Source organism: Rhizobium sp. J15, assembly GCF_002531825.1.
GTDB lineage: Bacteria > Pseudomonadota > Alphaproteobacteria > Rhizobiales > Rhizobiaceae > Rhizobium.
The window spans coordinates 18,387-44,542 of sequence record NZ_NWSX01000020.1; the positions used below are offsets into that span (position 1 = coordinate 18,387).

At 63.6% G+C, this 26,156-nt stretch carries 28 protein-coding genes; 16 read left to right on the forward strand and 12 right to left on the reverse strand.

From position 1 onward, the window contains the following. Position 1: 1 nt before the first annotated feature. Together CO670_RS18200 and CO670_RS18205 are read right to left on the reverse strand one after the other, a co-directional pair. The gene (locus tag CO670_RS18200) at positions 2-580 is read right to left on the reverse strand and encodes a GbsR/MarR family transcriptional regulator (protein WP_097591530.1); all 579 of its coding nucleotides are present in this window, start codon (positions 578-580) and stop codon (positions 2-4) included. Positions 581-870: 290 nt separating this feature from the next. Continuing rightward, complete coding sequence (locus CO670_RS18205; protein ID WP_097591531.1) at positions 871-1,470, reverse strand: HupE/UreJ family protein; 600 nt, start codon at positions 1,468-1,470, stop codon at positions 871-873. A 287-nt stretch (positions 1,471-1,757) separates the two neighbouring features. On the opposite strand from CO670_RS18205, the gene CO670_RS18210 reads away from it, so the two are divergent. Next, on the forward strand, positions 1,758-2,789 hold the full coding sequence (locus CO670_RS18210; protein WP_097591532.1) for a hydroxyacid dehydrogenase: 1,032 nt from the start codon (positions 1,758-1,760) through the stop codon (positions 2,787-2,789). 63 nt (positions 2,790-2,852) lie between these two features. On the opposite strand, the gene CO670_RS18215 is transcribed toward CO670_RS18210, so the two are convergent. From CO670_RS18215 to CO670_RS18230, 4 genes are all read right to left on the reverse strand, one after another. Next, positions 2,853-3,854: a Tim44 domain-containing protein gene (locus CO670_RS18215; RefSeq protein ID WP_097591533.1), complete on the reverse strand. Its 1,002-nt coding sequence runs from the start codon at positions 3,852-3,854 to the stop codon at positions 2,853-2,855. An 83-nt stretch (positions 3,855-3,937) separates the two neighbouring features. Continuing rightward, positions 3,938-4,396, reverse strand: coding sequence for a YbaK/EbsC family protein (locus CO670_RS18220; RefSeq protein WP_097591534.1), 459 nt, complete (start codon positions 4,394-4,396; stop codon positions 3,938-3,940). Between the two features lie 184 nt (positions 4,397-4,580). Then, entirely contained in the window at positions 4,581-5,444 is an 864-nt protein-coding gene (locus tag CO670_RS18225) for a class I SAM-dependent methyltransferase (RefSeq protein WP_097591535.1), read from the reverse strand. Between the two features lie 33 nt (positions 5,445-5,477). Further along, on the reverse strand, positions 5,478-6,125 hold the full coding sequence (locus tag CO670_RS18230; RefSeq protein ID WP_097591598.1) for a TetR/AcrR family transcriptional regulator: 648 nt from the start codon (positions 6,123-6,125) through the stop codon (positions 5,478-5,480). Positions 6,126-6,246: 121 nt separating this feature from the next. Between CO670_RS18230 and CO670_RS18235 the strand changes: the two genes are divergently transcribed. The 15 genes from CO670_RS18235 to CO670_RS18305 all read left to right on the forward strand — a co-directional run bounded on the left by CO670_RS18235 (position 6,247) and on the right by CO670_RS18305 (position 20,698). Beyond that, positions 6,247-7,140, forward strand: coding sequence for an NAD(P)/FAD-dependent oxidoreductase (locus CO670_RS18235; RefSeq protein ID WP_097591536.1), 894 nt, complete (start codon positions 6,247-6,249; stop codon positions 7,138-7,140). A gap of 109 nt (positions 7,141-7,249) precedes the next feature. Then, positions 7,250-7,540 (forward strand): Tn3 family transposase, encoded by a 291-nt coding sequence (locus CO670_RS18240; protein WP_280951360.1) that lies wholly within the window; start codon positions 7,250-7,252, stop codon positions 7,538-7,540. 63 nt (positions 7,541-7,603) lie between these two features. Further along, positions 7,604-8,605, forward strand: a complete 1,002-nt coding sequence (locus tag CO670_RS18245; protein WP_097591537.1) for a LacI family DNA-binding transcriptional regulator — start codon at positions 7,604-7,606, stop codon at positions 8,603-8,605. A gap of 166 nt (positions 8,606-8,771) precedes the next feature. Beyond that, positions 8,772-9,806 (forward strand): sterol desaturase family protein, encoded by a 1,035-nt coding sequence (locus tag CO670_RS18250; RefSeq protein ID WP_097591538.1) that lies wholly within the window; start codon positions 8,772-8,774, stop codon positions 9,804-9,806. Then, positions 9,803-10,114, forward strand: a complete 312-nt coding sequence (locus tag CO670_RS18255) for a MocE family 2Fe-2S type ferredoxin (protein WP_088674778.1) — start codon at positions 9,803-9,805, stop codon at positions 10,112-10,114. The genes CO670_RS18250 and CO670_RS18255 overlap by 4 nt, the downstream gene beginning before the upstream one ends. Positions 10,115-10,186: 72 nt before the next feature. Continuing rightward, positions 10,187-11,131, forward strand: a complete 945-nt coding sequence (locus CO670_RS18260) for a substrate-binding domain-containing protein (protein ID WP_097591539.1) — start codon at positions 10,187-10,189, stop codon at positions 11,129-11,131. Positions 11,132-11,190: 59 nt separating this feature from the next. Further along, on the forward strand, positions 11,191-12,396 hold the full coding sequence (locus CO670_RS18265; protein WP_097591540.1) for an FAD-dependent oxidoreductase: 1,206 nt from the start codon (positions 11,191-11,193) through the stop codon (positions 12,394-12,396). Next, positions 12,396-13,226 (forward strand): xylose isomerase, encoded by an 831-nt coding sequence (locus CO670_RS18270; RefSeq protein ID WP_097591541.1) that lies wholly within the window; start codon positions 12,396-12,398, stop codon positions 13,224-13,226. The genes CO670_RS18265 and CO670_RS18270 overlap by 1 nt, the downstream gene beginning before the upstream one ends. A gap of 268 nt (positions 13,227-13,494) precedes the next feature. After that, positions 13,495-14,841, forward strand: coding sequence for an extracellular solute-binding protein (locus tag CO670_RS18275; RefSeq protein ID WP_097591542.1), 1,347 nt, complete (start codon positions 13,495-13,497; stop codon positions 14,839-14,841). 64 nt (positions 14,842-14,905) lie between these two features. Continuing rightward, complete coding sequence (locus CO670_RS18280; protein ID WP_097591543.1) at positions 14,906-16,207, forward strand: sugar ABC transporter permease; 1,302 nt, start codon at positions 14,906-14,908, stop codon at positions 16,205-16,207. Between the two features lie 2 nt (positions 16,208-16,209). Then, positions 16,210-17,052 carry a carbohydrate ABC transporter permease gene (locus tag CO670_RS18285; protein ID WP_097591544.1) on the forward strand — a complete coding sequence of 281 codons (843 nt, stop codon included), beginning with the start codon at positions 16,210-16,212 and terminating at the stop codon, positions 17,050-17,052. Then, entirely contained in the window at positions 17,052-18,107 is a 1,056-nt protein-coding gene (locus tag CO670_RS18290) for an ABC transporter ATP-binding protein (RefSeq protein WP_097591545.1), read from the forward strand. Before CO670_RS18285 ends, CO670_RS18290 begins: the two co-directional genes overlap by 1 nt. After that, the gene (locus tag CO670_RS18295; protein WP_097591546.1) at positions 18,107-18,886 is read left to right on the forward strand and encodes a glycerophosphodiester phosphodiesterase; all 780 of its coding nucleotides are present in this window, start codon (positions 18,107-18,109) and stop codon (positions 18,884-18,886) included. The genes CO670_RS18290 and CO670_RS18295 overlap by 1 nt, the downstream gene beginning before the upstream one ends. After that, complete coding sequence (locus tag CO670_RS18300) at positions 18,870-19,874, forward strand: LacI family DNA-binding transcriptional regulator (RefSeq protein WP_097591547.1); 1,005 nt, start codon at positions 18,870-18,872, stop codon at positions 19,872-19,874. Before CO670_RS18295 ends, CO670_RS18300 begins: the two co-directional genes overlap by 17 nt. Next, positions 19,874-20,698, forward strand: coding sequence for an inositol monophosphatase family protein (locus CO670_RS18305; RefSeq protein WP_097591548.1), 825 nt, complete (start codon positions 19,874-19,876; stop codon positions 20,696-20,698). Before CO670_RS18300 ends, CO670_RS18305 begins: the two co-directional genes overlap by 1 nt. Here CO670_RS18305 and CO670_RS18310 read toward each other — a convergent pair. The 6 genes from CO670_RS18310 to CO670_RS18335 all read right to left on the reverse strand — a co-directional run bounded on the left by CO670_RS18310 (position 20,695) and on the right by CO670_RS18335 (position 26,116). Continuing rightward, positions 20,695-21,558 carry a glycerophosphodiester phosphodiesterase family protein gene (locus CO670_RS18310; RefSeq protein ID WP_097591549.1) on the reverse strand — a complete coding sequence of 288 codons (864 nt, stop codon included), beginning with the start codon at positions 21,556-21,558 and terminating at the stop codon, positions 20,695-20,697. The two genes, CO670_RS18305 and CO670_RS18310, sit on opposite strands and share 4 nt — an antisense overlap. A gap of 71 nt (positions 21,559-21,629) precedes the next feature. Beyond that, the gene (locus tag CO670_RS18315) at positions 21,630-22,724 is read right to left on the reverse strand and encodes an aminotransferase class V-fold PLP-dependent enzyme (protein WP_097591550.1); all 1,095 of its coding nucleotides are present in this window, start codon (positions 22,722-22,724) and stop codon (positions 21,630-21,632) included. An 11-nt stretch (positions 22,725-22,735) separates the two neighbouring features. Next, on the reverse strand, positions 22,736-23,518 hold the full coding sequence (locus CO670_RS18320; protein WP_097591551.1) for an ATP-binding cassette domain-containing protein: 783 nt from the start codon (positions 23,516-23,518) through the stop codon (positions 22,736-22,738). After that, positions 23,518-24,303 carry an ABC transporter ATP-binding protein gene (locus CO670_RS18325; protein ID WP_097591552.1) on the reverse strand — a complete coding sequence of 262 codons (786 nt, stop codon included), beginning with the start codon at positions 24,301-24,303 and terminating at the stop codon, positions 23,518-23,520. The genes CO670_RS18320 and CO670_RS18325 overlap by 1 nt, the downstream gene beginning before the upstream one ends. Next, positions 24,300-25,130 carry an ABC transporter permease gene (locus CO670_RS18330; protein WP_097591553.1) on the reverse strand — a complete coding sequence of 277 codons (831 nt, stop codon included), beginning with the start codon at positions 25,128-25,130 and terminating at the stop codon, positions 24,300-24,302. The genes CO670_RS18325 and CO670_RS18330 overlap by 4 nt, the downstream gene beginning before the upstream one ends. Then, on the reverse strand, positions 25,127-26,116 hold the full coding sequence (locus CO670_RS18335; protein ID WP_097591554.1) for an ABC transporter permease: 990 nt from the start codon (positions 26,114-26,116) through the stop codon (positions 25,127-25,129). Before CO670_RS18335 ends, CO670_RS18330 begins: the two co-directional genes overlap by 4 nt. Positions 26,117-26,156: the final 40 nt, after the last annotated feature.

A 26,156-nucleotide genomic window follows, 5' to 3' on the forward strand; every position in this document is an offset into this window, starting at 1 on the left:
GCTAACTCTTGTTCGCAGGATTCGGCCGGCGGCTGCGGCCGAGCGAGATGACCCGATCCTTGGCCTCCAGAAGCTTTGTCACTTTCGCGCCAAGCGAGAGTAGCGTTGCGAGCCTTTCTGTTTCAAGTTGTTTTACATCCTCGTACCAATGCGTCAGCTGTTCGATCAGCGTGTGCATCTCGCCCATGCGCTCCTGCGCATAGCGCTCGGCTTCGCTGGCGGGGCGCTGCATCAGGATTTCGCGCAGAACCGACAGCGTCGGATCGACCTCGCGCTTCTTTCGCTCCTCGGCGAGCGTCCGCAATATCTGCCAGACATCGTCCGGCGTGATGAAGAAATCACGGCGATCATCCGGCTTGTGCTTGAGCAGGACGAGGTTCCAGGCCTGCAATTCGCGCAGGCTCATCGACACGTTGGAGCGCGAGATGCTGAGGGAATCGGCGATCTCTTCCGCGCAGAGCGGTGCAGGAGAGACGAACAGCAGGGCATAGATCTGGCCGACCGTACGGTTGATCCCCCAGCGGGAACCCATTTCGCCGAAATGGAGAACGAAGGACTGGACAAGAGGCGGAAGGTTCATGGTCGTTTCCGTAGCGTCTGTGATTTCAGAAATTTCTGAAATTACTATACAGACTTTTGGACCCAGCCGGCAATCTGCAAGGCGGCCCTGCGTCAATTTGGATGTCCGTCGGTTCGTTGATCGTGCACCATATATAGCCCGACCCGGCGCGGCTGGATTTGACTTAAGTCAAGTCCGGAGCGATTTGCGAGATGACGCAAAAACGCCCGGCAACGTGTTACCGGGCGTTTGGTGACGGCGATATCGGGTGCGGCCGCCTCGCTGCGGGGGCGGCTGGAATGGCGTCAGGCTCAGATCAGGCCGGACAGGATGCCGACGCCGGCAAGGGCAGCAATGCTGCCGGCCGTTCGCGTCACCAGGGCACCTTGGCGTTCGCCGGCGCGCTCGACGGCGTAGCCAAGGGCGAGGCCGGCAGCGTGCAGCAGTGCCGTCGCGGCCATGAAACCCGCGGCATAGGCGGCGCCGGCAGCATTTTCCGGCATTTCGGTGCCGTGCGCATGACCGTGGAAGATGGCGAAAAGACCGATGAGACCAGCCGCTGCGGCGAGCGGCGCCTTGACGTCGAGCGCCACGATGGCGCCGAGGATGACGACGGAAAGCGCAATGCCGGTTTCAACAAAGGGAACGTTGATGCCGGCTACGCCGAGAGCGCCGCCGAGCGCCATCACCAGAACGAAGGTCGTCGGCACAAGCCAGGTGGCGCGGCCGCCAAGCTGAAAGGCAAAAACCCCGACCATCACCATTGCGAGCATATGATCGAGGCCGGACATCGGATGAGCAAAACCATGGCTGAAGCCGGCGGCTTCGCCGATGGCCGGATGGGCCGAGGCGACGGCCGGAAGCGCTACGGCAGCCAAAGCAAGCAGGCCGCTCTTGAGTGCTGATTTCATTGCTCGATTCCCTCGTGAAATTTCAAATTCCTGCGGCGGCCGAACATCGGCATGGTTCGTCACGCTAGATCAAGGAATTTGCATCGTCAACGAAAAACCTGCCAAATGCCAACCAATTCAATTGCTTATCCGATAGGCAAATGCCGCTTTCGATTGCTTTCTTCTGGCGCCGGACTGCGCAGAACTGGAGCGTTTCGCCGCCAACGCGCTCATATTCCGTTTCGCCAGCTGGAAAGGGCCTCGCCCAGCAGCTATCAATCGTCGAACTGAGACAGAGGAGGACGCCCATGACCAATACCGAACGGCCGCTGGCGATCAGCGCGCCCGAACCGCGCACGCTCGATCTGATCTTCAGCGACAAGGCGCGCGCCGAACTCAACGCGAAATACGAAATCGTCGAAGCCGACCCGGAAAATATCGCCGGCCTCGGCGACGAGATCCTCGGCAGGGCGCGCTATATCATCGGCCAGCCGCCGCTTTCAGCCGAAACGCTCGCCAGAATGCCGGCCCTGCGCTCGATCCTCAACGTCGAGAGCAATCTCCTGAACAACATGCCCTATGACGTGCTGTTCCAGCGCGGCATTCATGTCGTGACGACCGGTCAGGTCTTCGCCGAGCCGGTCGCCGAAATCGGCCTCGGCTTCGCCCTGGCCTTGGCGCGCGGCATCGTCGATGCGGACGTCGCCTTCCGCGAGGGCAGCGAGCTCTGGGGCGGGGAGGGCAATGCGAGCGCGCGGCTCGTCGCCGGTTCCGAGATCGGCATCATCGGCTTCGGCGATCTCGGCAGGGCGCTGCGCCGCGTGCTTTCCGGCTTCAGGGCGCTCATCAGGGTCTTCGATCCCTGGCTGCCGCGATCGATTCTCGAAGAAAGCGGCGTCGAGCCGGCAAGCCTCGAGGATGTGATGACGAAGAGCGATTTCGTCTTCGTCGTCGCAGCCGTCACCAGCGAAAACAGGGGCTTCCTTGGCGCCGAGGCCTTCGCCAGCATGCGCAAGGGCGCGGCCTTCATCCTTCTCAGCCGCGCCGATGTCGTCGATTTCGAGGCGCTGATGGCCGCCGTCTCGTCGGGCCATATCGTCGCGGCAAGCGACGTCTATCCGGCGGAGCCGCTGCCGGCCGGCCATCCGGTGCGCAGCCTCAAAGGCTTCCTCCGCTCGGCGCACCGCGCCGGCGCGCTCGACAGCGCCTTCAAGAAGATGGGCGACATGGTGCTCGAAGACATGGACCTGATGGATCGCGGCCTGCCGCCGATGCGCTGCAAACGCGCCGAACGCGAGACGGTCTCGCGCATGCGCTCCAAACCGGTGGCGGTCAACTAAACCATATCGGCCGAAACCGCCTGGCGGTTTCGGCCGATATAAACAAAGCGAGATGGCCTGCCGTTAAGCGGCGCGCTGGCCGGTGCCCTGGATCGCGGCAAGCTTCCAGTCCGCGCCGGACTTGCGCACGAAGGTCCAGATTTCGGTGCTTTCGCTCGGACGGCGGTCGTCGCCGGAAACGACACGGCCACTGTCGCGCTCGACCATGGCATCGATAGAGGAATAGCGCATGGCGAGCGTCGCATATTCCTGGCCGTCTTCGCGCCAGGCCTCGGCAATATCGCCCTGCAAGAGCTTGACGTCGGAGACGCGGTTGCGAACACCATTGGTGGCGTTTTCACCGAGTTCTTCGGCAAGATAGGACATGGCCTCCGGTGTCGTCAGCCGGCGCAGCGTGCCGTAGTCTTCGGCGCCGTAGGCGGTCTGCACGTTTGTCAGCAATTCCTCGAACTGGTCGAGATCGGCCTGCGCCAGCCCGATCTCGTCGCTCGGGCCATTGCCGCGCGGCTGACCGCCGAAACCGGCGCCCGAACCGATCGCCGGGATCTGGAAGGATGAATTGTTCGCCGGCGCCATGTTGAAGGACTGGCCGTAGGACCGGCTCTGGCCGCCGACGCCATAGGAAGGCTGGCGGCGATTGGCGAAATAGCGCATGGCGAGCATGATGGCGCCGCCGATCAGGGCGATCTGCAGCAGCATGCCGAGGAAGCCGAAGCCGCCGCCGAAACCGTGACCGAGCAGCATGCCGAGAAGGCCGCCCGCAATCAGGCCGCCGATCATCGAACGGCCGAAGCCGTTGAAGAAACCGGGCCGCTGGGCGCCGAGGGGCTGCTGCGCCGTTGCCGGCGCAGTTGTGCGCGGCGTCATCGACCGTTCGATCGGCGCGGCAGTGGTCGGCGCGGTCTGGGTGACGGGCGGCGCCTGAAAGGTGCGCGTGCCGCGGCTGCCGAAACCGGAGCCGCCGGCACGACGCGCCTCGGCATCCCCAAGCGAAGCAAAAACGGTAGCGCTCGTCAGTACGGCAATCGCCGCAAACTTGGCAAAACGCGAAACGGCACCCGGCATTCCTGATCTCCTGTCATGCTCATCACGGCACATCGAGAGCTAATATAGGTAGTCTTTCCTGGGTTTGAAGTTCTTCCGCAGCTTTACTGGCAGACATCGACCCAGCGCGCGCCGGTCAGTTCCGCCAGCCGGCCGGTAGCGATGCGCACGGCCGAATTGGTCGAGCCGGCCGCAGGCACGACTTCATCGAAGCGCTTCAGCGAGACGTCGCAGTAAATCGGCAGCGGCGAGGGCAGGCCGAACGGGCAGACGCCGCCGACAGGATGGCTCGTCACCGACACGACTTCCTCCGCATCGAGCATACGCCCCTTGGCCCCGAAGGTATCCTTGAACTTGCGATTGTCGAGCCGCGCCGTGCCGCCGGCAACGACCAGCATCGCCTGTTCGCCGACGCGCAGGCAGATCGTCTTGGCGATCTGGGCCGGCTCGACGCCGTGGGCTTCGGCAGCAAGCGCCACCGTCGAGGAACTCTCGGCGGTCTCGATGATTTCGATATCGGGTGCATGGGCGCCGAGAAAGGCGCGAACGGATTCAAGGCTCATGGGACAGGATACTTCGAAAAAGAACCGCGTCTAACGCCGCGCGATGATGCGGCCATGGAAAATTCACGCATTGCTACCTAACCGGATATTCCAGAAACTTCAATCAGGCGGCTGTCCATCGAATGGTTCGCGGACACCGCACACTGGGGCTCTGTGGGCATTACTGCTCCCCCTGCTATCCCTGTCAGCTTGCCGGATTGCGCGCCGTGACGATCCACGCCGCGCCGTCGATCATCACCGACCGCTCGCCGGGACGGTCCGCGAAGGCGGCACGAACCGCGGCCGAGGCGCGGGCCCGGATGTCGTCTGGCTGATCAGCGAGCGCGCGCGACAACGGGCCGACCTCGAGTGTCATCTCCACCGCGTCGTCGATCGCCGCGTCCCGCGTCCCGCCCTCGCCGAACGGGATGGAAGCATTGAAGGGCGCGATAGCGATATCGGTGAAGCCAGCCGCCGCTAGGATACGCGCTACCCGTCCCTGGTCGCCGAACGAGAACGGGCCGGGCGCTTCGGGATCGGGCGGCGCCGTCGGCGGGAGGATGCCCTTGATCGCGCCCATCGGCAAGCGCACCCAATCGTTCTCGGCCATGGCGCGCCAGCAGACGAAAGCGACCCGCCCGCCCGGCTTGAGCGCACGGCGCATATGAGCGAATGCCCCTGTCGGATCGTCAAAGAACATCACTCCGAAGCGCGAGAACAGGATGTCGAACGCGCCCTCGGGCAACTCGGCGCTGCTGGCGTCTGCCACCTGAAACAGGATCGGCGTGTCCTGCGGCGCTAAAGCGCGTGCTTTGCCGATCAGCGGTTCGGATATGTCCACGCCCAGCACTTGGCCCCCCGCGCCGACGCGGGCGGCCAGATCCAGACTAGTCGCCCCCGCGCCGCAGCCGACGTCCAGTACGCGTTCGCCCGTAACGGGCGTGGCGGCTTCGATCGCGGCCTGGCCGAAAACCGCCATCATGGCATCGAGCCGGGCCTGGTAAGCGACCCAGCGCTCCCCGCTTTGGCCATTCCAGTCGGCTACCTGATAAACATTTTTCTCTGCCATGCCATATCCTGTTCTGATCCGTTCTTAACTAGGCTATCCGCCCGCGTGGCCGCTGCCACCGTGCGCGGCGATGAACATGGTGACGGCGGATCGGCAATAGGCTTCGATTTCGTTGTCGTCCTCTGCTCTCGCCTCATCGAAGCGTGCGATAATCAGGAGATCGGATCCTTTGAAAAGCGCGGCAAACAAGCGGGCGGACTGGAGAGGATCGGGCACGTTCAGAACCGCCTTCGCATGCAACTGACACAACAGGGCCTCGATTTGGGCGACGACATGGGCGGGGCCGGCTTCGTAATGGAGCTTGCTTAACGACTTTTGATTCGTCTTGTCGGCCATGACCATGGCTTCGACACTGCGGACGTCCGGGCTCAACAGCGTGCGAAGGAGGGATGATCCCACCGCCATGAGTTGATCTTCGGCCGAACCGTCGACGCCTTCAAAAAGGGCTTGTGGTGCAAACTGATGGCAGCGGGCGGCGACGGCCGCGCTGAACAGCGCCTCCTTGTTCTCGAAGTGCCGATAGATGCTGAGCTTGGATATCTTCGCTCGCTGGGTGACCTTGTCCAATGTCGTCGCTTGAAAACCCAATTCCACAAAGAGCTCGTACGCTGCGTCGACTATCGTTTGGCCAAGCGCCTCGTTGGCTGGCCGGCCGCGCCGGCCTCGACTATTTTCGGTCACGACCATTAAGATCCTTGACAGTATCGTTATTCATAGTTTACGATACCACGTAGTATCGGAAATATGCAAGCCAAAGAACGGATTTTATCCTGTCTCCCTCAACAGCACGGAGCTTATCACCATGGATGACGTCATCATCATCGGCGGCAGCTTTGCCGGTCTCGCCGCCGCGCTGCAGCTCGGCCGCGCCCGCCGCAAGATCACCGTTCTCGACACCGGCCTACCGCGCAACCGCTTCGCTGGCCACTCGCATGGCCTGCTCGGCCACGATCACAAGCCGCCGCTGGATATCCTGGCTGAGGCGCGGCAGCAGCTGGCGCGTTATCCCACGATCAAGCTGTTCAGTGCCCGGGCCGACAGTGTCTCCGGCGCAATCGACGATTTCAACGTCCTCACTGGCGATGGCGAAAGTCTTAAGGCGCGCCGCGTGATCCTGAGCTACGGCATCGCGGACCAGATGCCTGATGTTCCGGGCTTTGCCGAAAGCTGGGGTACGTCCATCGTGCCGTGCCCCTATTGCGACGGCTTCGAAGTCGCCGGCCAGCATTGGGGCCTCGTCTGGTCCGGTCCGCAGTCGCACAATCAGGCCAGGCTTTTCCATGATTGGACCGACAGGTTGACGCTGTTCGCCGATGGTCACGACATTCCGCCCGAAATCCGGGCCGATCTGGCTCGCCGCAGCATACCTGTGGTCGACGGCCGGATCACCGGGATCGCCCATCACGGGGGCCATAGCGCTACCGTCAAACTCGATACCGGCCCCGATGTCGCGGTCGACATCCTGTTCGCTCATCCGCGCAACAAGCCGTCCGCCAGCCTGCATGAATCACTGGGCCTCGCCACAGTCGATACGCCCAGCGGCATCGCCCTCAAGGTCGATGAGCGCCGCGAGACCAGCATGCCGGGTATCTACGCCGCCGGCGACCTCGCCAACCCCGGAATGCCCTCGGTCACCACGGCATCATGGCAAGGCGCGATGGCGGGAATCTTCGCCCAGCAGTCGATGCTGGTTTGAGAGCCGAGAATCTCTTCCCCGGTTGCGCGATCCCCTTCCTCGATGCGCAGTCGCGCACCACTCTGTTCGAGCCGCCCGACGTTTATGAAGGAGCCTGGCGCGTTACACGCTGTCTGTCGAGGATGTCGCTTTCGCCAAAGCGCATCGCCGATCGCATAGTCTCCTCGTCACCAACTCCATCATCCCGTGGAACACCGTCTATCTCAGCCGCGCTGTCAATTACGTGCGCGGCCAGGGTATCGTTATTCCTGACGAGTTGCTTTTCCAGGTCGCACCGCTCCCACGGGCCCATATCGCGCTCACCGGCGACTATCTCTGGAACGCAATTGACCAACCCCTCGAACGTTTCAGGCCGATCAGCGCGAACCGCTTCAATCCAAAGAACTTCAGATTCCCTTAGCGGGTATTATTGCGGAACTGCCCACGGAGCCCCAATCTGCCTGAGTCCTTTGAGGATCGCAAAGTGAGCAAGCCGAACTATCGGGACATCGCCCGCCAGGCGGGCGTTGGAACAGCAACCGTCGAGCGGGTCCTGAACGGGCGCGGCGGCGTGCGCCCCGAACTTGTGGAGAAAGTGATCATTGCCGCACGCGCGCTGGATTACCCCCGCAAGCTCCCGGACACCCATCGCGGCCTGCTGCGCATAGAGGTGTTGATGGTGCGTCCCGAAACGACCTTCTATCAGCGGCTCTCCGCCGCCTTCGAGAGGATCGCCGCAACCCTCGACCCGCTGGTCATCGTGCATCGCAGCTTTACCGAAGAGATGAAGCCGGAAGAAATCGCGCGCCGCATTCTGTCGGCCGGCCTGCGCCGCGCCGGCTTGATCCTGGCGGTGCCGAGCAATCCGGTGATCGGCGCCGCCGTCGAGAAAGTCAGCGCCCAGGGCTTGCCGGTGGTCCACGTCGTTACCCGCGCCTCGGAACGTACGGGCGAATTCGTCGGTATCGACAATTATGCCGCCGGCCGGACGGCAGCGCTGTTCGTCAGCCGAATGGCGCGGCGGACAGGTCCCATCTTTGCAATCTGTCATCCGATCTATCAGGTACACCGCGACCGCATCCGTGGCTTTTCGGACTATTTTCTCGAGCATTCCGGCGCCACCAGCTTCCAGTGCCTCGGATTCGGCCTCGACGAAGAGCATCTCGGCGCTGAACTCCTGTCCTCGGCATTGCGGATGTATCCGGACCTTGCCGGTCTCTATAATGCCGGCGGCGGCAATTCCGCGCTGATCAATGTGCTGCGGCGGCAGGCGCGCGAGCGCGGCATCTTCTTCGTCGGCCACGAGCTCACCGATTATACCCGCAGCGCCCTGCAGGACGGCGTCATGGATGTGGTGCTGGACCAGGCGCCCGAGGCGCAGGCCAGGCGATCGCTCGATCTGATGCTGCGCCGGATCGGCTTGACCGAGATCGAACCGGATCGCGCGCCCATCCGCTTCATCACCATCACCAAGGAAAGCCTTTGATCTAATTTGATCAAGAATGGCTTCGTCGCCGCGAACGTCTCCTGCTACCTTTCAAGACAGGAGGAGAGCCGATGCGTCGACAGCGACATCCCGGCGCGAAAGGCACTCTCCTGCGATCAGGATGCATATGCGGGCGGACGGTTCCATCCGCCCGGAGGAGAGAGCAATGGACGATCTGAAATTCGGCACGCGCAACAAGCGCGGCGACTGGGCGCCGAACCAGCCGGCCGAAACCGCGCCGCTGTTTGCGTTTCCACCGCGGCTGATGGCGATCCTGAAATGGCTGCCGCATTACTTCTTTCCCTGGAATGCGATTTTTGCCGCCTCCGCCGTCGCCTATTGGGCCTGGGTCATCCCGCCGGTGGAAACGATGCGGACGCTCGGCATCGGCTGGATCGCCTGGCTTTATGCGGTCAACGCGATCTGCGTCCTGCTCTTCTACGGCGCCTTCGAGGTGCATCTCTATGTGCTGAAGCGGCAGGAAAACCGCTTCAAGTACAATGGAAAATTTCCATCCGAGCAGAAGAACAAAGCCTTCTGGTTCGAGCGCCAGAATGTCGACAACATGCTGCGCACTTTCCTATCGGGCGTGACGATCTGGACGGCGATCGAGGCTGCCATGCTCTGGGCCTACGCCAACGATTACGCGCCCTGGCTGAGCTTTACGGAGCGCCCCTGGACGCTTGCCGTCGTGGCGCTCGTCGTGCCGATCATTCACGAGTTCCACTTCTTCTGCATCCACAGGCTCATCCATACGCCCTTCCTCTACAAGTGGGTGCACTCGGTCCACCACAACTCGGTCAATCCCTCGCCCTGGTCCTCGCTGTCGATGCATCCGGTCGAGCACCTGCTCTATCTCGGCACGGCCTTCTACCACCTCATCCTGCCGTCCAATCCGATCCTCATGCTCTACCAGCTGCATTATGCAGGCTTCGGCGCCATTCCCGGCCATGTGGGCTTCGACAAGGTCGAGATCGGCGGGGACAAGCTCGTCGACAGCCATGCCTATGCGCATTACCTGCATCACAAGTATTTCGAGGTGAATTACGGCGATGCGCTGATCCCGCTCGATAAATGGTTCGGCACCTGGCACGACGGCTCGCCCGAAGGCGAGGCCCTGATGCAGGAACGCTACCGCCGGCGGAAGGAAAAACTCGCGGCCCGCAAGGCCCGCATGGAAGTCACGGGAGCAGCCGAATGAGCTGGATCACTGCTTGCAAGCTCGACGACATCGAGCAGGAAGGCGCCATCCGCTTCGATCACGGCAGCCGCACCTACGCCATCTATCGCGGCCCCGACGACAGCGTCTATTGCACGGCCGGCCTCTGCACGCACGAGGCGATCCATCTGGCAGACGGGCTGGTCATGGATTTCGAGGTAGAATGTCCCAAGCATTCCGGCGCCTTCGACTATCGCACCGGCGAGGCGCTGAGGCTTCCCGCCTGCGAGAACCTGAAAATCTATCCGGCTGAAGTGGTCGACGGGGAGGTTCGCGTGGCTCTCACCTGAGCCCGCAACATCGGCAGGCCTGAACGGCCTCCGGAATGGTTGGGGCGGCCCGGCGCCCATTGGGAGGAAAACATGAAATCCATCTGTGTGGCGGCCGTCCTGGCCGCCCTGACGACGACTGCTGCCTCGGCCGAGACGATCGGCGTATCCATGCAGAGTTTCGACAACAACTTCCAGACGCTGCTGCGCGAGGGACTTCAGGCCCAGGCGTCCAAGCTGAACGGCGTCAGCCTTCAGATCGAGGATGCGCAGACCGACGTTTCCAGACAGCGCAGCCAGGTGGACAACTTCATCGCGTCAGGGGTGGATGCGATCATCATGACGCTCGCCGATACATCTGCCGCCACCGGCATCAGCGAGGCGGCCCGGAAGGCCGGAATCCCGCTCGTCTACCTCAATCTCGAGCCGGAAAATATCGCTCATCTGCCGGAAAAGCAGGCCTATGTCGGATCGAAGGAGACCGACTCCGGAAAACTCGGCGCCGAAGCCGCCTGCGAGCTGCTGAAGAAAAGAGGCAAGGCGAACGACGCGCAGGCTTACATATTGATGGGCGATCTGGCGCATCAGGCCTCGCGCGACCGCACCTCGTCGGTCAAGGAAACGCTGGCGGCCGGCGATTGCAAGGGCGTCACCATCGCCGACGAACAAACCGCCGCCTGGACGCGCACGAATGCAATGGATCTGACCACGAACTGGATCACAGCCGGCCGGCCGATCGACCTCATCTTCGCCAATAATGACGAGATGGCGCTTGGCGCCATTCAGGCGCTCAAGGCCTCCGGCGTCTCGATGGACGATGTCATCGTCGTCGGCATCGATGCGACGCAGGATGCGCTGGCCGCGATGGCGGCGGGCGATCTTGACGTGACGGTCTTCCAGAACGCCAAACAACAGGCGGCAAGTGCGGTGGACGCAGCCGTCGCCCTGGCGAAAGGCAACAGCGTGGACAAGGAGGTCTGGGTGCCTTTCGAACTGGTCACGCCGAAGAACATGGTCGAATACGCGAAAAAGAACTGATCCTCCCCGGCCGGCGTCTCCTCCTCACGAGCGCCGGCCGCTCTTTTATGGAGACCTGCATGAACGGCATTGTCATCATCGGCGCGGGCGAGTGCGGCACCCGCGCGGCATTCGCGCTTCGCGAGGCAGGATATTCCGGATCGGTCACGCTTGTTGGAGCCGAGCCTCACCTGCCTTACGAGCGGCCGCCGCTGTCGAAGCCGATGGGCGAGACGGCGCAGATGAAACTGATCTGCACGCTCGATAGCCTGGCAGCCGCCGGCATCGACTATGCCAAGGGCGTATCGGCTTTGAAGCTCGATGCTGATGCAGGCACCGTCACCTTGAGCGACGGCTGCGTACTGGCTTATGAAAAACTGCTCCTTGCAACAGGCGCGCGCCCGAGGCGGCTTGCCTGCCCCGGCGCGGAGCGCGTGCTCGACTTCCGCACTCACACCGACGCCGAAGCGATATTCGCCAATGTCGGCTCGGGCGCAAGCGTCGCGATCATCGGCGGCGGCCTGATCGGCATGGAGCTTGCCGCGGTCTTTCGCGGCAAGGGCATCGCGGTCAGCATCATCGAAGCGGCGCCAAAGCCGCTGGGGCGTGCCGTTCCCTCGCGCTTTGCCGAAAAGCTCCATGCCAGACACGCCGCCGAAGGCGTCGAATTCTATCTGGATCGGGGTATTGCCGAAATCACCGGAGATGGCGTCGTGCTGGCCGGCGGCGATGTGGTGCAAGCCGATCTCGTCATCGGGGCGATCGGCGTTATTCCGGAGACCGCCTTGGCACAGGATGCGGGACTGGCGACGGGCAACGGAATTCTGGCGGACGCCTGTCTTCGAACCAGCAGGCCGAATATTTTCGCGGCGGGCGATTGCGCAGCGATCGCCCAACCCGGGGGAGGGCACATTCGTTTCGAAAGCTGGCGAAACGCAAGGGCCCAGGCCGAGATTGCCGCACGCAATATGACCGGCGCTCAGGATGCATTTGCCGCAATCCCGTGGTTCTGGTCCGATCAGTACGACCTTGGTCTTCAGGTGGCAGGACTGCCGCAGCCGGCGCACCGAAGCGTCATCCGTGCGCTGCCGGAGGGAGAACTCGAATTCTACCTCGACGGAGACCGGCTCGTGGCTGCGGCGGCTCTCGGTCTCGGCAACAGCCTCGCCAAGGAGATCAAGCTGGCGGAGATGCTGATCGCAGCCGGCGTCGATCTTGATCCGGCGGCTCTCGCCGATCCGGGCGTGAACCTCAAGGCGCTTCTGAAAAGCGCCAGGGCGGCGTGATGCAAAAGCTGCTGATCTTCCAGTCGCTCTGGGCAATGGAGTGCGGGCATACGAACGGCCACGAGCGCAGCCTCGACGAAAACATCGCGATGATCGCGCAAGCCGGCTTCGACGGTATCAGCGCCCACTACACGAACCGTACCGACGTCATTCGGTTGAACGAGGCCATGCAAGGCACCGGCTTGAAGATCGAAGGGACCTGCTTTCCCCGCAGCGTCGAGGATCTGCGTCTGCCGCTGGAACTTGCCGGAGAATTTCCGGTCAGCCACATCAACCTGCAGCCCGATATCCGCCCGCGCCGGGTCGAGGATTGCCTGCCGCTGCTGGACGGCTGGATGCAGCTCGCCGACGAGGCCGGCATTCCTGTCTTTATCGAGACCCATCGCGACAGGATGACGACGGATCTGTTCTTCACGCTCGACCTCCTGGACCGGCGCCCCGGCCTGCCGCTGCTTGCCGACCTCTCGCATTTCCTCGTCGCACGCGAGTTTGCCTATCCGGTCGATGCGGAAAATCACGCCATGATCCATCGCATCCTGCGCAACGCCCGGGCCTTCCACGGCAGGGTCGCGTCGCGCGAACAGGTCCAGATCGAAATCTCGTTTCCGCACCATCGCCCCTGGGTCGACCTGTTCCTGCAATGGTGGAGCTACGGCATGCGGGAATGGCGCAAGCGCGCCGGTGCGGATGACGTGCTGGTCTTTACCTGCGAATTGGGGCCAAAGCCCTACGCGATCACCGGCGCCGACGGCAACGACACCACCGACCGATGGGCGGAGGCGCTGCTGCTTCGCCAGATGCTCCGCGAACTCTGGGCGGAGATCGGATAAGCCGCCGGCCGGCCTCCCTTCAGGCTATTTTCACCTCTTCGGCAGGGATTTCCACGCGCAACCGATCCGGTATTTTCGCCGGGAGTTGACCGCGTCTCCAACATCGTCATAATAATTTTGCACACGTGCTCAATTTTGTCATTCGGCCGTTACGTTCAGCCCATAGAGCGGGACTTGTCACGTTTCGTGGGTTTTTCGGAGCGGTCGTCAACACCAGTGATGACCCGTCAAAGAGGCCTCACACTGCTCTTCTGGGGAGATGAAGAAAATGACCATTTTGCCGACACTGAAGTCCCTCACCGTTGCGGCCGCCATTCTGGCTTCGACTTCCGCATTTGCACTCGCCAAGGACGTTACCATCAGCGTCTGGGCCGGCGGCACCGGCCCGAACGACGTCTATCGCCTCGACGCCATCGAGATCGCAGCCCAGCAGCTGCAGCGCCAAGCCGCCCTCAAGGGTGAAGACCTGAAGATCACCGTCGAGAAGAAGGCCTATTCCGGCTGGGACGATTTCAAGCAGGCGCTGACGCTTGCCGCGGAAGCCAAGACCGCCCCGAACATCGTCGCCAGCGGTCATGAAGACATCGCGCCCTGGTCGCAGGCCGGCCTTATCGTTCCGATCGAGGATCACGTCGATCTCGACGCCTGGCCGCTCAACGGCATCTACGAGAACCTGATGCAGATCGCCTCCTACAACGGCGCCGTCTACGGCATTCCGCAGGATGCCGAATCTCGCCCGATGTTCTTCTGGAAGCCTTACATGAAGGCGATCGGCTATAGCGACGCCGATCTCGACGCGCTGCCGCAGAACGTTCAGGATGGCAAATACACCATGAAGAACGTGCTCGAAGACGCCAAGAAGATGCAGGACAAGGGCCTCGTCCAGCCCGGCTACGGCTTCTATCCGCGCCCCAGCAACGGCCCTGATTACTGGCAGTTCTACACCAGCTTCGGCGGCACGATGGAAGAAAACGGCAAGCTCGTCTTCGACAAGGCGGCCATGACCCGCACCTATCAGTTCATCTCCGATGCCGTTAAGTCGGGCGTCACCAAGAAGAACCACATCGGCATGCCGGGTGATCAATGGTGGAAGGAAGTCGCCACCGGCAAGGCCGGCATCTGGGACGCCGGCACCTGGCATTATGCCCGTCTCGTCAACCAGGAAGGCCTGAAGGATTTCTTCAACAACATCGTCTTCACGCTGATCCCGGCCGGCGAGGGCGGCAAGGCCAACACGCTGACGCATCCGCTCGTCTACATGGTGACCGCAGGACACAGCGAAGAAGATACGCAGATCGCCGCCCAGCTTATCACGATCGCCTCCGAGCCGCGCATCAACGCGCTGCATGCGATCAAATCCGCCCATCTCGGCATTTCCGAAGCCGAAGCCGAAGTGGATTTCTACGCGGACGACCGCTGGGCTCGCGAGGCAACCGAACGCCTGCTGCCGCATGCCAATGCAATGCCGAACAACTCCGATTTCGGCACCTACTGGAACATCATGTGGAAGAACCTTCAGGCGTCCTGGACCGGCGACAAGACCGTCGACGCCGCCATCGGCGATGCCGAGAGCGAGCTGAAAAACACGCTCGGCGACAAGATCGTCATTCGCTAAAACAGAAGCATCCTTCCGGGCGGCGGCGACCCCGCCGCCCGATCGGTCCCGCGAGGAGGCTTCCATGAAATCGTCCAGAAGGCTCGGACTGGTGATGATCGCGCCCGCCGCGGTCATGATCGTCCTCTTCTTCCTGCTGCCGGTCGTTCTGACGGCGGTCTTCTCGATGACCAATATGACGACCGCGACCGGTATTTCCGGCGGCGTCTACCAGATCGCGCCGAATTCCCTGATCACATTGAAATCGGCCATGCCGGACATCGCCGCCGAGATGGCCGAACCGCGCTACGCGATCGACGAGGCGGGCCTCAAGGCGGTGGAGGGTCTCGGCTTTGCGCCGGGTATCGCCGCGGAGCTGCGCGCCAAACATGCCGGCGAGGTCTTCCCGACGCGCCGCGAAGCCGAGCGCATGATCAAGGACCTCGCCGACCGGCCTTCGACGCGCGAGGTCAAGCAGATTTCCGAACAGTTCAACCGCTCCGTCGTCAACACCCGCTTCGACAGCAAGGAACAGCTGTTTTCGGCACTGGACACCCTCGGTCTCCAGTTGACGCCGGAACAGAAGGAAAAGGTGGCCGAGGCCACCTATACCGGCTGGACCTGGACATCAGACAATTTCTCCCGCATCGCCACCTCGCCCGACATGGCGCGGGTGCTCTTCAACACCGCGCTCTACGTCGCGCTGGTGCTGACGCTCTTCAATGTCGGCTATGCGCTGGTGCTGGCGGTCTTGACGCATTACATGCCGCCGGCGCCCGCCTCGATCTTCCGCGGCATCTGGCTCCTGCCGCGCATCACCCCCGTCGTCATCTATGTGATGCTGTGGAAATGGCTCGCCTGGGATACCGGCTTCATCTCCGTCTTGATGGGCAAGTTCGGCTATCCCCCGAAGAACTACCTGCTCGACAGCGCTTACAATGCCTGGTTCTTCGTCGTGCTGATCAACGGCTTCATCGGCGCTTCGATGGGCATGCTGGTGTTCTCCTCGGCGATGAAGGCCATTCCGAAGAGCCAGTTCCATGCAAGCGAGGTCGACGGCGCCTCGCGCTGGCAGCAGATCCGCTACATCATCCTGCCGCAGATGCGCTGGCCGATCCTCTTCGTCACCTGCTATCAGACGTTGTCGCTGCTCGCCTCCTTCAACGAAATCCTGCTCGCCACCAATGGCGGGCCGGGTAACGCGACCGAGGTCTGGGCGCTCGCCGCCTATCACACGGCGCTCAGGAATTATGCCGGCAATCTCGAATACGGGCTGGGCGCGGCCATGGCGCTGGTGCTCGTCGTCATCGGCGTGGTGCTGTCGCTCCTCTATCTCCGTGTCTTCAACTACGGCACGCTTGTCGCCAAGCCCCTGATCGAGGATTGACCATGGCCGAACGATCGCAGCCCTCGGCGAATTACAGCAGCTGGCCTGTCATAACGGCGCTCACCATCGTCAGCCTGCCGCTGCTTCTGATGTATGTCTATCTCTTCCTCGATACGGTAACGGTAAAGGAAGCAGGCGCGCTGCTGCCCTCCGGCGTGACGCTCGATCACTGGCGCTTCCTGTGGCAGACGACGGCGGGCAAGGCGAATATCTGGCAGGTGACGGTCAATACGCTGCTGTTTTCGGCCTGCACCACGAGCCTGGTGCTCATCGTCTCGTCGATGGCCGGTTACGTGCTGTCGCGGCTGAACGTGCCGGCGCGCGGCTTCTTCCTCGCCGGCGTCATGGTGCTGCATGCCTTCCCGTCGGTGACGCTGATCATCGCCATCTTCATCGTGCTGCAGATGATCGGGCTTTATAATTCGCTGATCGGCGTCATCCTGGTGAAGGCCGCGATCGACCTGCCGCTTGGCATCTGGCTGATGAAGGGCTTTTACGACACCGTGCCCTGGGAGATCGAAATGGCCGGCGTCGTCGACGGCGCTTCGCGTTTTCGCGTCTGGCGCAGCCTCGTGCTGCCGCAGGTCAAGCCCGGCATCATGGCGCTCGGCCTGTTTTCCTTCCTCGCCGGCTGGGGCGAGTTCATCCTGCCGCAGGTGCTGGCGCCGGGCAATGACGTGCAGGTGCTATCGGTCTATCTCGCAGGCTTCCTCGCCGACGACAACAATTACGATTTCAATATGTTCAAGGCAGTCGGCCTCTTCTACCTCATTCCGGTGCTGATCGCTTACGCGCTCTTCAACAAATATCTCATGAACATCTACGGCGGCGGGAGCAAAGGCTGATGCGCATCCTCCTCGACAATTTTTCGAAGAGCTTCGGCTCCACCAAGGTCATCGAGAATATGCGGCTCGAAGTCGGCAACGGCGAGATGCTGGCGCTGCTCGGCCCTTCCGGCTGCGGCAAATCGACGACGCTTTTTGCGGTCTGCGGCATTCACCGGCCGACCAGCGGCCGCATCCTCTTCGGCGACCGCGATGTCACCGACCTGCCGAGCCAGGCCCGCAATGTCGGCGTCGTCTTCCAGTCCTATGCGCTCTACCCACACATGACGGTTGCCGAAAACATCGGTTTCCCCTTGAAGGTGAAGGGCGTGCCGGCCGCAGACATCCGCAAGGAGGTCGACAAGATCGCCGCCCTGGTCCAGATCGCCAATCTGATGGGCCGCCGTCCGGCCGAGCTTTCGGGCGGCCAGCAGCAGCGCGTGGCGCTGGCGCGCGCGCTGATCCGCAAACCCGACGTGCTGCTGCTCGACGAGCCGCTTGCCAATCTCGACGCCAAGCTGCGTCTCGAAATGCGCTCGGAAATCCGCCGCCTGCAGCGCGAGACCGGCATCACCGCCATCCTCGTCACCCATGACCAGGTGGAGGCGATGAGCATGTGCGACCGCATCGCCATCATGAAGGAAGGCGAGATCGTCCAGATCGCCACGCCGGCCGAGATGTATAACGATCCGAAAACCGCTTTCGTCGCCGGCTTCCTCGGCAACCCGCCGATCACCTTCCTGCGCGGCGTCTTGGATAAGGGCGCTTTCGCAATCCCGGAAAGCGAGATCCGCGTGCCTCTGCCCGCCACCATCGGTGCCGCCGAGGGCACGAAGCTGATGCTCGGCGTCCGGCCGGAGCATTTTACGCCGACGGGCGACACGACCGTCTCCGGCAAGGTCACCTTCGCCGAAACGCAAGGGCGCGAAAACCTCTACGACGTCGCTCTTGCCGGCGGTCCGCTGCTGCGCTCGATCCAGCCGGTGCGCAGCGATATCCACGTCGGCGACGACGTTCGCTGGGCGATCGACAGCCGCAGCGTGCTCGTCTTCGACGAACAGGGCGGGAGGCTCTGATGACCCGCGATTTCTCAGCCTTCTTCGAGCGTTACGGCTGGCCGGCGGCCAAGGGCCGGCTTCCCTTCTGCATCGGTCATCGCGGCGCCAGCGGCCATGAGCGCGAGAACACGCTCGCCGCCTTCCGCCGCGCCGCCGAACTCGGCGCCGAGATGTGGGAACTCGACACGCAGCTGACCCGCGACGGCGTGGTCGTCGTCTCGCATGACGATCATCTCGAGCGCGTCTTCGGCATCGACCGACGCATTTCCGAAATGACGGCGGCCGAGCTCGCAGCTCTCGACGGCGTCGACGTGCCGCGTTTTTCAGAAGTCGCCGCCCTTGCCCGCGAGACCGGAACCGGCCTCTATGTCGAGCTCAAGGCATCAGGGACCGGCCCGCTCTGCTGGCGCCATCTTACCGAGATGAACCAGCGTTTCGCCTGCTTCGGCTCCTTCGATACGGCGCAGGTGCGCGAACTCCGCGACGCGGGCTGCGATTTCCCGCTTTCCGTGCTGATCCGCGTCGGCCACGATCCGCATCTCCTCGGCGACGAGGCCGGCGCCGATATTCTGCATCTCTGCTGGGAGAGGGCAGGGGAACGGCCGCAGAATCTGGTCACCGACGCGCTGACGCAGCGTGCCTTCGAGGCGGGCCGCGAGATCGTGCTCTGGCACGAGGAACGGCCGGCCGTTCTCGACGACATCATGAAACTTCCGGTTCTCGGCATCTGCACGGATCTCCCCGATCTGATGCGGCCGTCGGCAGAGAGGGAAAAAGCAGTTGCCAGACAGGGATAAGGGACCGCGCAAGGTAACCTCTTTCGACGTGGCGCGTGTGGCCGGCGTCTCGCGCGCCGCCGTCTCGCGCGCCTTCACGCCGGATGCCAGCGTCTCGCCGAAGACCCGCGAAAAGGTCTACCAGGCGGCCAAGGAACTCGGCTACCGGGTGAATTATCTCGCCCGAAGCCTCACCAACAAACGCTCCGATCTCGTCGGCCTCGTCGCCGCCGGCCTCGACAATCCGTTCCGCACCCTGCAGATCGAACATCTGTCGAAGATGCTGCTCGCCCGCAATTTCCGTCCCATCCTGCTGCCGACCTCACAGGAGGCGGATACATCGACCGTCATCGGCCAGTTACTGCATTATGCCGTCTCCGGCGTCATCGTCACGTCGGACGCGCCGCCGACCGAGATCTGCGAGCAGTGCGCCGCCGAAGGCGTGCCGATCGTGCTGATCAACAAAGGCAACGACATTCCCTTCGTCGACCGCATCATCTCCGACGATCGCATGGCCGGCCATCTCGCGGCCAGCCATCTGATCGACAGCGGCGTGCGAAAGCCCGCCGTGATGGCCGCTCCCGCCATATCCTATACTGCGCGGCGGCGCAGCGAAGCCTTCATCGCGCGCTGCAGGCAGCTCGGCGTCGAGGCGCAATTTCTGCAGATCAGGATCAACGATTACCAGAGCGGTTACGCCGCGGCAGGCGAGCTTACCGCATCCGGCATCGACGGGCTTTTCTGCGCCAATGACTACATGGCCTGCGGCGTGATCGACCGGATTATGCAGGGGCACGGCCGCGATGATGCGCCGCCGATCCGCATCATCGGCCACGACGATATTCCGCAGGCGAGCTGGAGCGCCTATGAACTCACGACCATCCGCCAACCCTGCGATATCCAGGCCGAGCAGACCGCCGATCTGCTGATGAGCCGGATCGCGGAACCCGATCTGACGGCGCGCGTCGAGTTCACGCCGGTGACATTGATAAAAAGAAGGACTGCCTGATGAATTCCGCATTGGATGCAGCCGCCATCCGCGCACGGGCGGAGGTCGCGATCGCCGTCGCTCTCGAAGTCGGACGGGAAACGGCGCGGTTTCGGCGCGATTCCAATCCCGGCACGCTTGCCGTCGAAAACAAGGGATTGCAGGATTTCGTCACTGTCGCCGACAGGAGGGCCGAGCAGGCGATCCGCGATGGGCTTCTCTCGCGCTTTCCCGATGATACCTTCATGGGCGAGGAGAGCGGCGGGCGATCGGGCGAAGCCGGCACCTGGGTCGTCGATCCGATCGACGGCACGACCAATTATATCCGCGGCTTTCGCCACTGGGGCGTCTCGATCGCCTTCGTCGTCGGCGACAAGGTCGAGATCGGTGTGGTCTATGACGCCGCCGAGGACAAGGTCTTCCACGCGGTGCGCGGCAGCGGCGCCTTCAAGGACGGACTTCCGGTGCATGCGGCTGCAACCGCCGATCCGGCCAACGCGCTGGTCATTCTAGGCCATTCCCGCAAGACGAGCTTCGACGATTATCTCGCACTCTCCAGGCGGCTCCACGAGCGCGGCATGGATTATCGCCGCATGGGCGCGGCCGCCATCGACCTCGTCCGCGTCGCCGAAGGCGCTGCCGATCTCTATTACGAACGCCATCTCAATGCATGGGACATGCTCGCCGGCGCGCTGATCGCCGAAGAGGCAGGCGCCATGGTGGCGATGCCGCCGGTCGAGAAACTGCTTGCGCAAGGCGGACCGGTGATCGCCCATTCGCCGGGGCTCGCCGGCGAATTCGCCTTCATCCTCGACATCGAAGGGCTGGCGCCCGTTTCCGCTTAACTCGCCACACGCAGGCGCCAGGCGCGTTCGGTCGCCGGCGCCTCATCGGTGGTGATCTGATCCGGCTTGAGCGCCATCAGCGCCGAGAAATTCTGCCATTCCTCTTCGCTGAAGCCAGCCTCCGGATTCTTCAGCGTAAAGGTCCATGCATCGACCCACTTGCCATGGTCCTGGCAGAGCGCGATCATATCCAGCCCCTCTTTGGCGGCATTGAGGATCAGCGGCCAATGGAGATAGATCGTGTCCGGCTCGGTCGGGCCGCTGAGATCGGCGCGCAGTTCCACCTCGACGGCCTTCCAGCCGCCGGCTTTCCCGATCTCGTAAAGCTTGTCGGTCGGATCGATACCGCGCAACAGATGCGGAAGCTTTTCCTTGACCGCGACGATGAGATCGAGACTGCCGCCGCTGACGATCACCGAGGCGGCGATATCCCGGAAATGCTCGGCAAGATGCTCGATGCCCTTCGCGCCAATCGTCTCATAATCGTCCTTCATGTCGAATTGCAGCAGTGCGGCCGGATGCGTCGATTGCATCATGGCGGCGAGATCCTCGCTGAGGATCAGCGGCCAGCCGCCTTCCTGCATTCTGATATCACGGAGATCACCGATGCTGCTGCCGGCAATCGGTCCACGGCCCGTCGTTTCGCCTTCGAGCTCTTTGTCATGCAGCACGACGAAGCCGCCGTCGGCGCGCACCCGCAGATCGAGCTCCATCGAGGCGCCGGCGGCAAAACCCTCCGCCATGACCTCGGCGGAAAACAGCGGATCGGCGAACCGCTTGCGCAACCGGTGCCATTTCAGACGGGTTCGATGCCCCGCATGCACAATCTCCAGGCCCTGCGCATCCAGCAATGTCGTCATCTGGTTCCAGTCTCCGCGATCCCACTGTCCTGCCTTGCCGAGCCGCGATTATCAAGGCCCGCATGCAGCTTTCATCGGCTGTAAGCGGCGGATATCGCCTCCGAGGCGGCGGCGATATCCGCTGGATGGCCGGCCTGTCTGAGCGCCGCGCCATAGGCCACGACATTCGCGAGCACGGTTTGAAATACGGCCCGCGGACCTGTGTGATTCAGTCGCAGGAGGCGGGCAGAAGCGGTCCCGACACTTTCGGTCAGCTCGACGCCCAGCCGCGCCGCAGCGGCAATCAGGGCCGCAGGCTCCAACGCCTCCGACACCGGCACCGCCGTCACCAGGTTCGAAGCCTTTGCCGGCGGCACCCAGGCCGCGGCGCCGAGCGCGGCGAGACCCGCCCGTGTCGCCGATGCCGCCAACGCATGGCGGGCGATGACGCTTTCGATACCTTCAGCCTCGACACGGCCAAGCGCTGTCTCCAGCGCGAAGAATTCCAGCGGCGCCGGCGTGCCCGGCAGGCCCTGCCTGCCGCCGTCGATCCATGTCTTCAGATCGGCCAGGGACAGGATCGAATTGCGCGGCGCGCCGTCCCTCAGGATCAATTCCCAGGCACGGCGGCTGACGGAGAGCGCCGATACACCGGCCGGACCGCCGAGCGCCTTCTGCGGACCGATCACCGCGATGTCGATGCCGAGGTCGTCCACCTCAAGCCGATGGCCGCCGACCGAGGCGACCGCATCGACGACGGTGACGATGCCGCAGGCGCGGGCGAGCGCCATTATCTCGGGCAGGGGGTTGAGAATGCCGCTCGCCGATTCCGCATGGACCAGAGCGAGCACATCGACGTGAGGACCGGCATCGAGTGCCCTGGCGATCACCTCGACGTCGATCGGCAGGCCCGGTCCGGCGGCGATATCATGAACCGTCGCGCCGCCTCGCCGCAGCCATTGCCCGAACCAGCCGCCATAGGCGCTGGTGGCGATGTTGAGGACCGAGAGGCCGGGACGGGCGAGGCTGACGGCCGCCGCCTCCAGCGCCACCACGGCCTCGGCCTGCACGAGCAATATGTCGTTGCGGCTCTGCAATATGCCGCCGATCCTGTCGGCGAGTACGGCGTAACGCTCCGCAGGATAGGAGGGGACGCCGTGCAGGGGATTCCAACCGAGATCGAACATGGACGCCTCCTTCAGGACGGATCGGTGACGAGACGCGGGACGGCTGCCACGAGCGCGCGGCCGGCCGCCGATTGCGGCGCGGCGACGACGGCCGTCGCCGGACCGGTCTCGACGATCCGCCCGCCATCCATGACGGCGATGCGGTGCGAGACGGCGCGAACCACGGCAAGATCGTGCGAAATGAAGAGACAGGCAATGCCCTGCTCTTTTTGCAGGCCGACCAGAAGTTCGAGGATCCTGCCGCGCAGGGTGACGTCGAGCGCAGAGACCGCCTCATCCAGCACCAGGAGCGACGGCCGCGTCGCGATCGCCCGGGCAATCGCCACACGCTGGCGCTGGCCGCCAGAGAGGGCGCGGACCGGGCGGCCGGCATAGTCGGTAGGCAAGCCTACTCGTTCGAGCAACATCGCTATCTCGCCGGCGCGCCGCTGCCTCGGAACCATGCCGTGGATACGCAGCGGATCATCGAGAACCGCACCGACAGTCGCCAGCGGATTGAAAGCCGCGAGCGGATCCTGGAACACCATCTGCATGCGCGCCCGTTTGCGGCGCAGGGGCGTACCGTTCAGCGCGAGCCAATCCTCTCCCTCGAAACGGATCGCACCGGCGTCTGCCGGGAGAAGGCGCATGAGGATGCGCGACAGCGTCGATTTTCCGCTGCCGGAGGCGCCGACGAGGCCAAGCGTTTCTCCGGCTGCGATCGTCAGCGAGACCTTGTCGAGAGCGGCGACCTTGCGCCCGGAGGACGAAAAGCCTTTCGAGACGTTTTCCATGGAAAGCAGAGCAGGGTTCATCACGGTCCCCCTGCGACCAGCGGCGGCGTCGTCAGGTCGCGATGGCTGGCGATGAGGGCGGCGGTATAGTCGCTCGCCGGTGATGAGAGCACCGAACGGACAGGCCCCGTCTCGACCAGCCGCGCATTGTGGAAGACGGCGATGCGGTCGACGAAACCGGAGGCGAGCGCGATGTCGTGGGTGATGAAGAGCAGCGTCATGCCATCCTCGCGCACCAGCCCGTCGAGCAGGCGGACGATCTCCGCCTGGACCACGACGTCGAGCGCGCTCGTCGCCTCGTCGGCGATCAGCAGCGCCGGTTTTGCCGCGATTGCCGCCGCGATCGCCACCCGCTGGCGCTGGCCGCCGGAAAGCTGATGCGGAAAGGCGCGCATCGCCTTGTCCGGCTGCGGCATCCGCACGCGCTGAAGCAGTTCCGCGGCCCTGCTGTAAGCCTGTTTCCAGCCGAGGCCGAGATGGCGTCTGGCGCCTTCGGCGATCTGCTCGCCGATCGTCAGCACCGGATTGAGGCTGACGCCCGGATCCTGAAGGACAAAACCGAAATCGCGGCCGGGGCGAGGCAGGTGACCAAATGCGGGCCAGAACATCTCGCCGCCAACCTTCGCCCCCTCGGGCAGCAGACCGGCGAGCGCGCGGGCAAGCGTGCTCTTGCCGGAGCCGCTTTCGCCGACGATCGCCAGCCTCTCGCCGGTCTTGATATCAAGATCGATACGATCGAGCGCGGCAGCACGGTTTCTTCCGTAGGTGACCGAAAGCTGTCTGAGGCTGCAGAAAATACCGTTCATGCCGCCCTCCCGCCGTCGCCAAGCGCCTTGCCGAGACCCTCGCTGAAGAGATGGACGCCGAGCACGGTCACGGCAAGTGCTGCGCCCGGGATGACCGAGAGATAGGCGGCCGAGCGCAGCACGCTGCGGCCCTCGGCGATCATCGAACCCCAGGTGGCGATATTGGGATTGCCGAGACCGAGAAAGGAAAGGGCCGCCTCGGTGAGGATCGCGCCGGCGACGATGGTAGCGGAGAGCGCCAGCACCGGCGGCAGCGCATTCGGCAGGATCTCGCGGAAGGCGATCTCGACGGGATGCATGCCGATCACCCTGGCCGAGGCGACGTAATCCTGTTCGCGGATTGCCAGCACCTGCGCCCGCATCAGGCGTGCCGGATCGGCCCAGGCGCCAAGCGCGATGGCAAGCACGACGACTGGTGTCGAAACCCCGATGGTGCTGACGAAGGCGAGCGCGAGCAGAAAGGCCGGCACGATCTGGAAGGCGTCGACCACGCGCATCAGCGCCTCGTCGACGATCCCGCCGGCAAAACCGGCGGCCATGCCGACGCAGACACCGATGATCATGGCCGAAAAGGCTGCCGCGAGACCGACCGCGAGCGAGGTGCGCGCGCCATAAAGCAGGCCGGCGAGCACATCGCGGCCGAGGCGGTCCGTGCCGAGCGGAAAGGCCGGATCGGTGAAGGGCGCAAGCATCGCCCGGCCGGCGATCCTCAGCGGATCAGCCGGCGAAATGATGGGCGCGGAGAGCCCGGCCAAAAGCAGGATGAGAAGGATCACAAGCCCGGCCATGCCTTCCGGCGTGCCGAGGAGGCGCTTGAGACAGCTCATGCGCCGCCCTCCGACGCACCGATGCGCGGATCGAGCGCGGCATAGACGAGATCGACGAGGAAATTGACCGAGATGACGAGAACGGCACTGGTGACGACGATGCCCATCAACAACGGCGCATCGCGGCCGCTGACCGCCTCCTGCGCCAGCCGCCCGAAACCGGGAATGGCGAAAACGCTTTCGATCACCACGCTGCCGCCGAGCATGGCCGCCGATTGCAGCCCGAGCATGGTGACGAGCGGCAGCAGCGCATTGCGCGCGACATGGCGCAGCACGATGCGGCTGCGCGACAGTCCCTTGGCGCGGGCAAAAAGCACGAAATCGAGCTTCCACGCCTCCGCCATGCTGCTCCGCATCACCCGCAGGAACAAGGCGAGGTAGATAAGACCAAGTGCGCCGACCGGCAGCACCAGATGATCTGATATGTCGAGCGCGCGGGAAAACCCCGTCTTGCCCGAAGCGATCGTTTCGATGCCGGCGATCGGCAACCAGCGCAGCTTCACCGAAAAGGCGATGCTGAGGATAAGGCCAAGCCAGAAGCTTGGAATGGCATAGACGATCAGCGAGCCCATCGACAGGAGCCGGTCCTGCAGGCTGCCCGGCCGGGCGCCGGCAAGGATGCCGAGCGCCGAGCCGAGACCGAAGGAAAGCGCGGTCGCGCTGCCCATCAGGAGCAGCGTGTTGGGCAGGCGCCCGGCGATCAACGCACCGACCGGCCGGCCGAAGGCGACCGACCAGCCGAGATCGAAGCGCGCCAACGAGGAAAGATAGAGCCAAAGGCGGGCGAGCATGGACTGGTCGAGGCCGTAGCTCTCGCGCAGCGACTGCCTGAGTGCCGCATCGCCGCCGCCGATCGAGCCGAGATAGGCGTCGACGGCGTCGCCCGAGGCGGATTCGAGCAGGAAAAAGGTGAAGACCACCACGATCAGCAGCACCGGAATGCTGCTGATCGCCCTGCGCCTCAGGAGGATGAGTGCACGTTTCACGCCGGAGAGGGCCTCTGGAAGAGAATTGCCGCCGATCCTA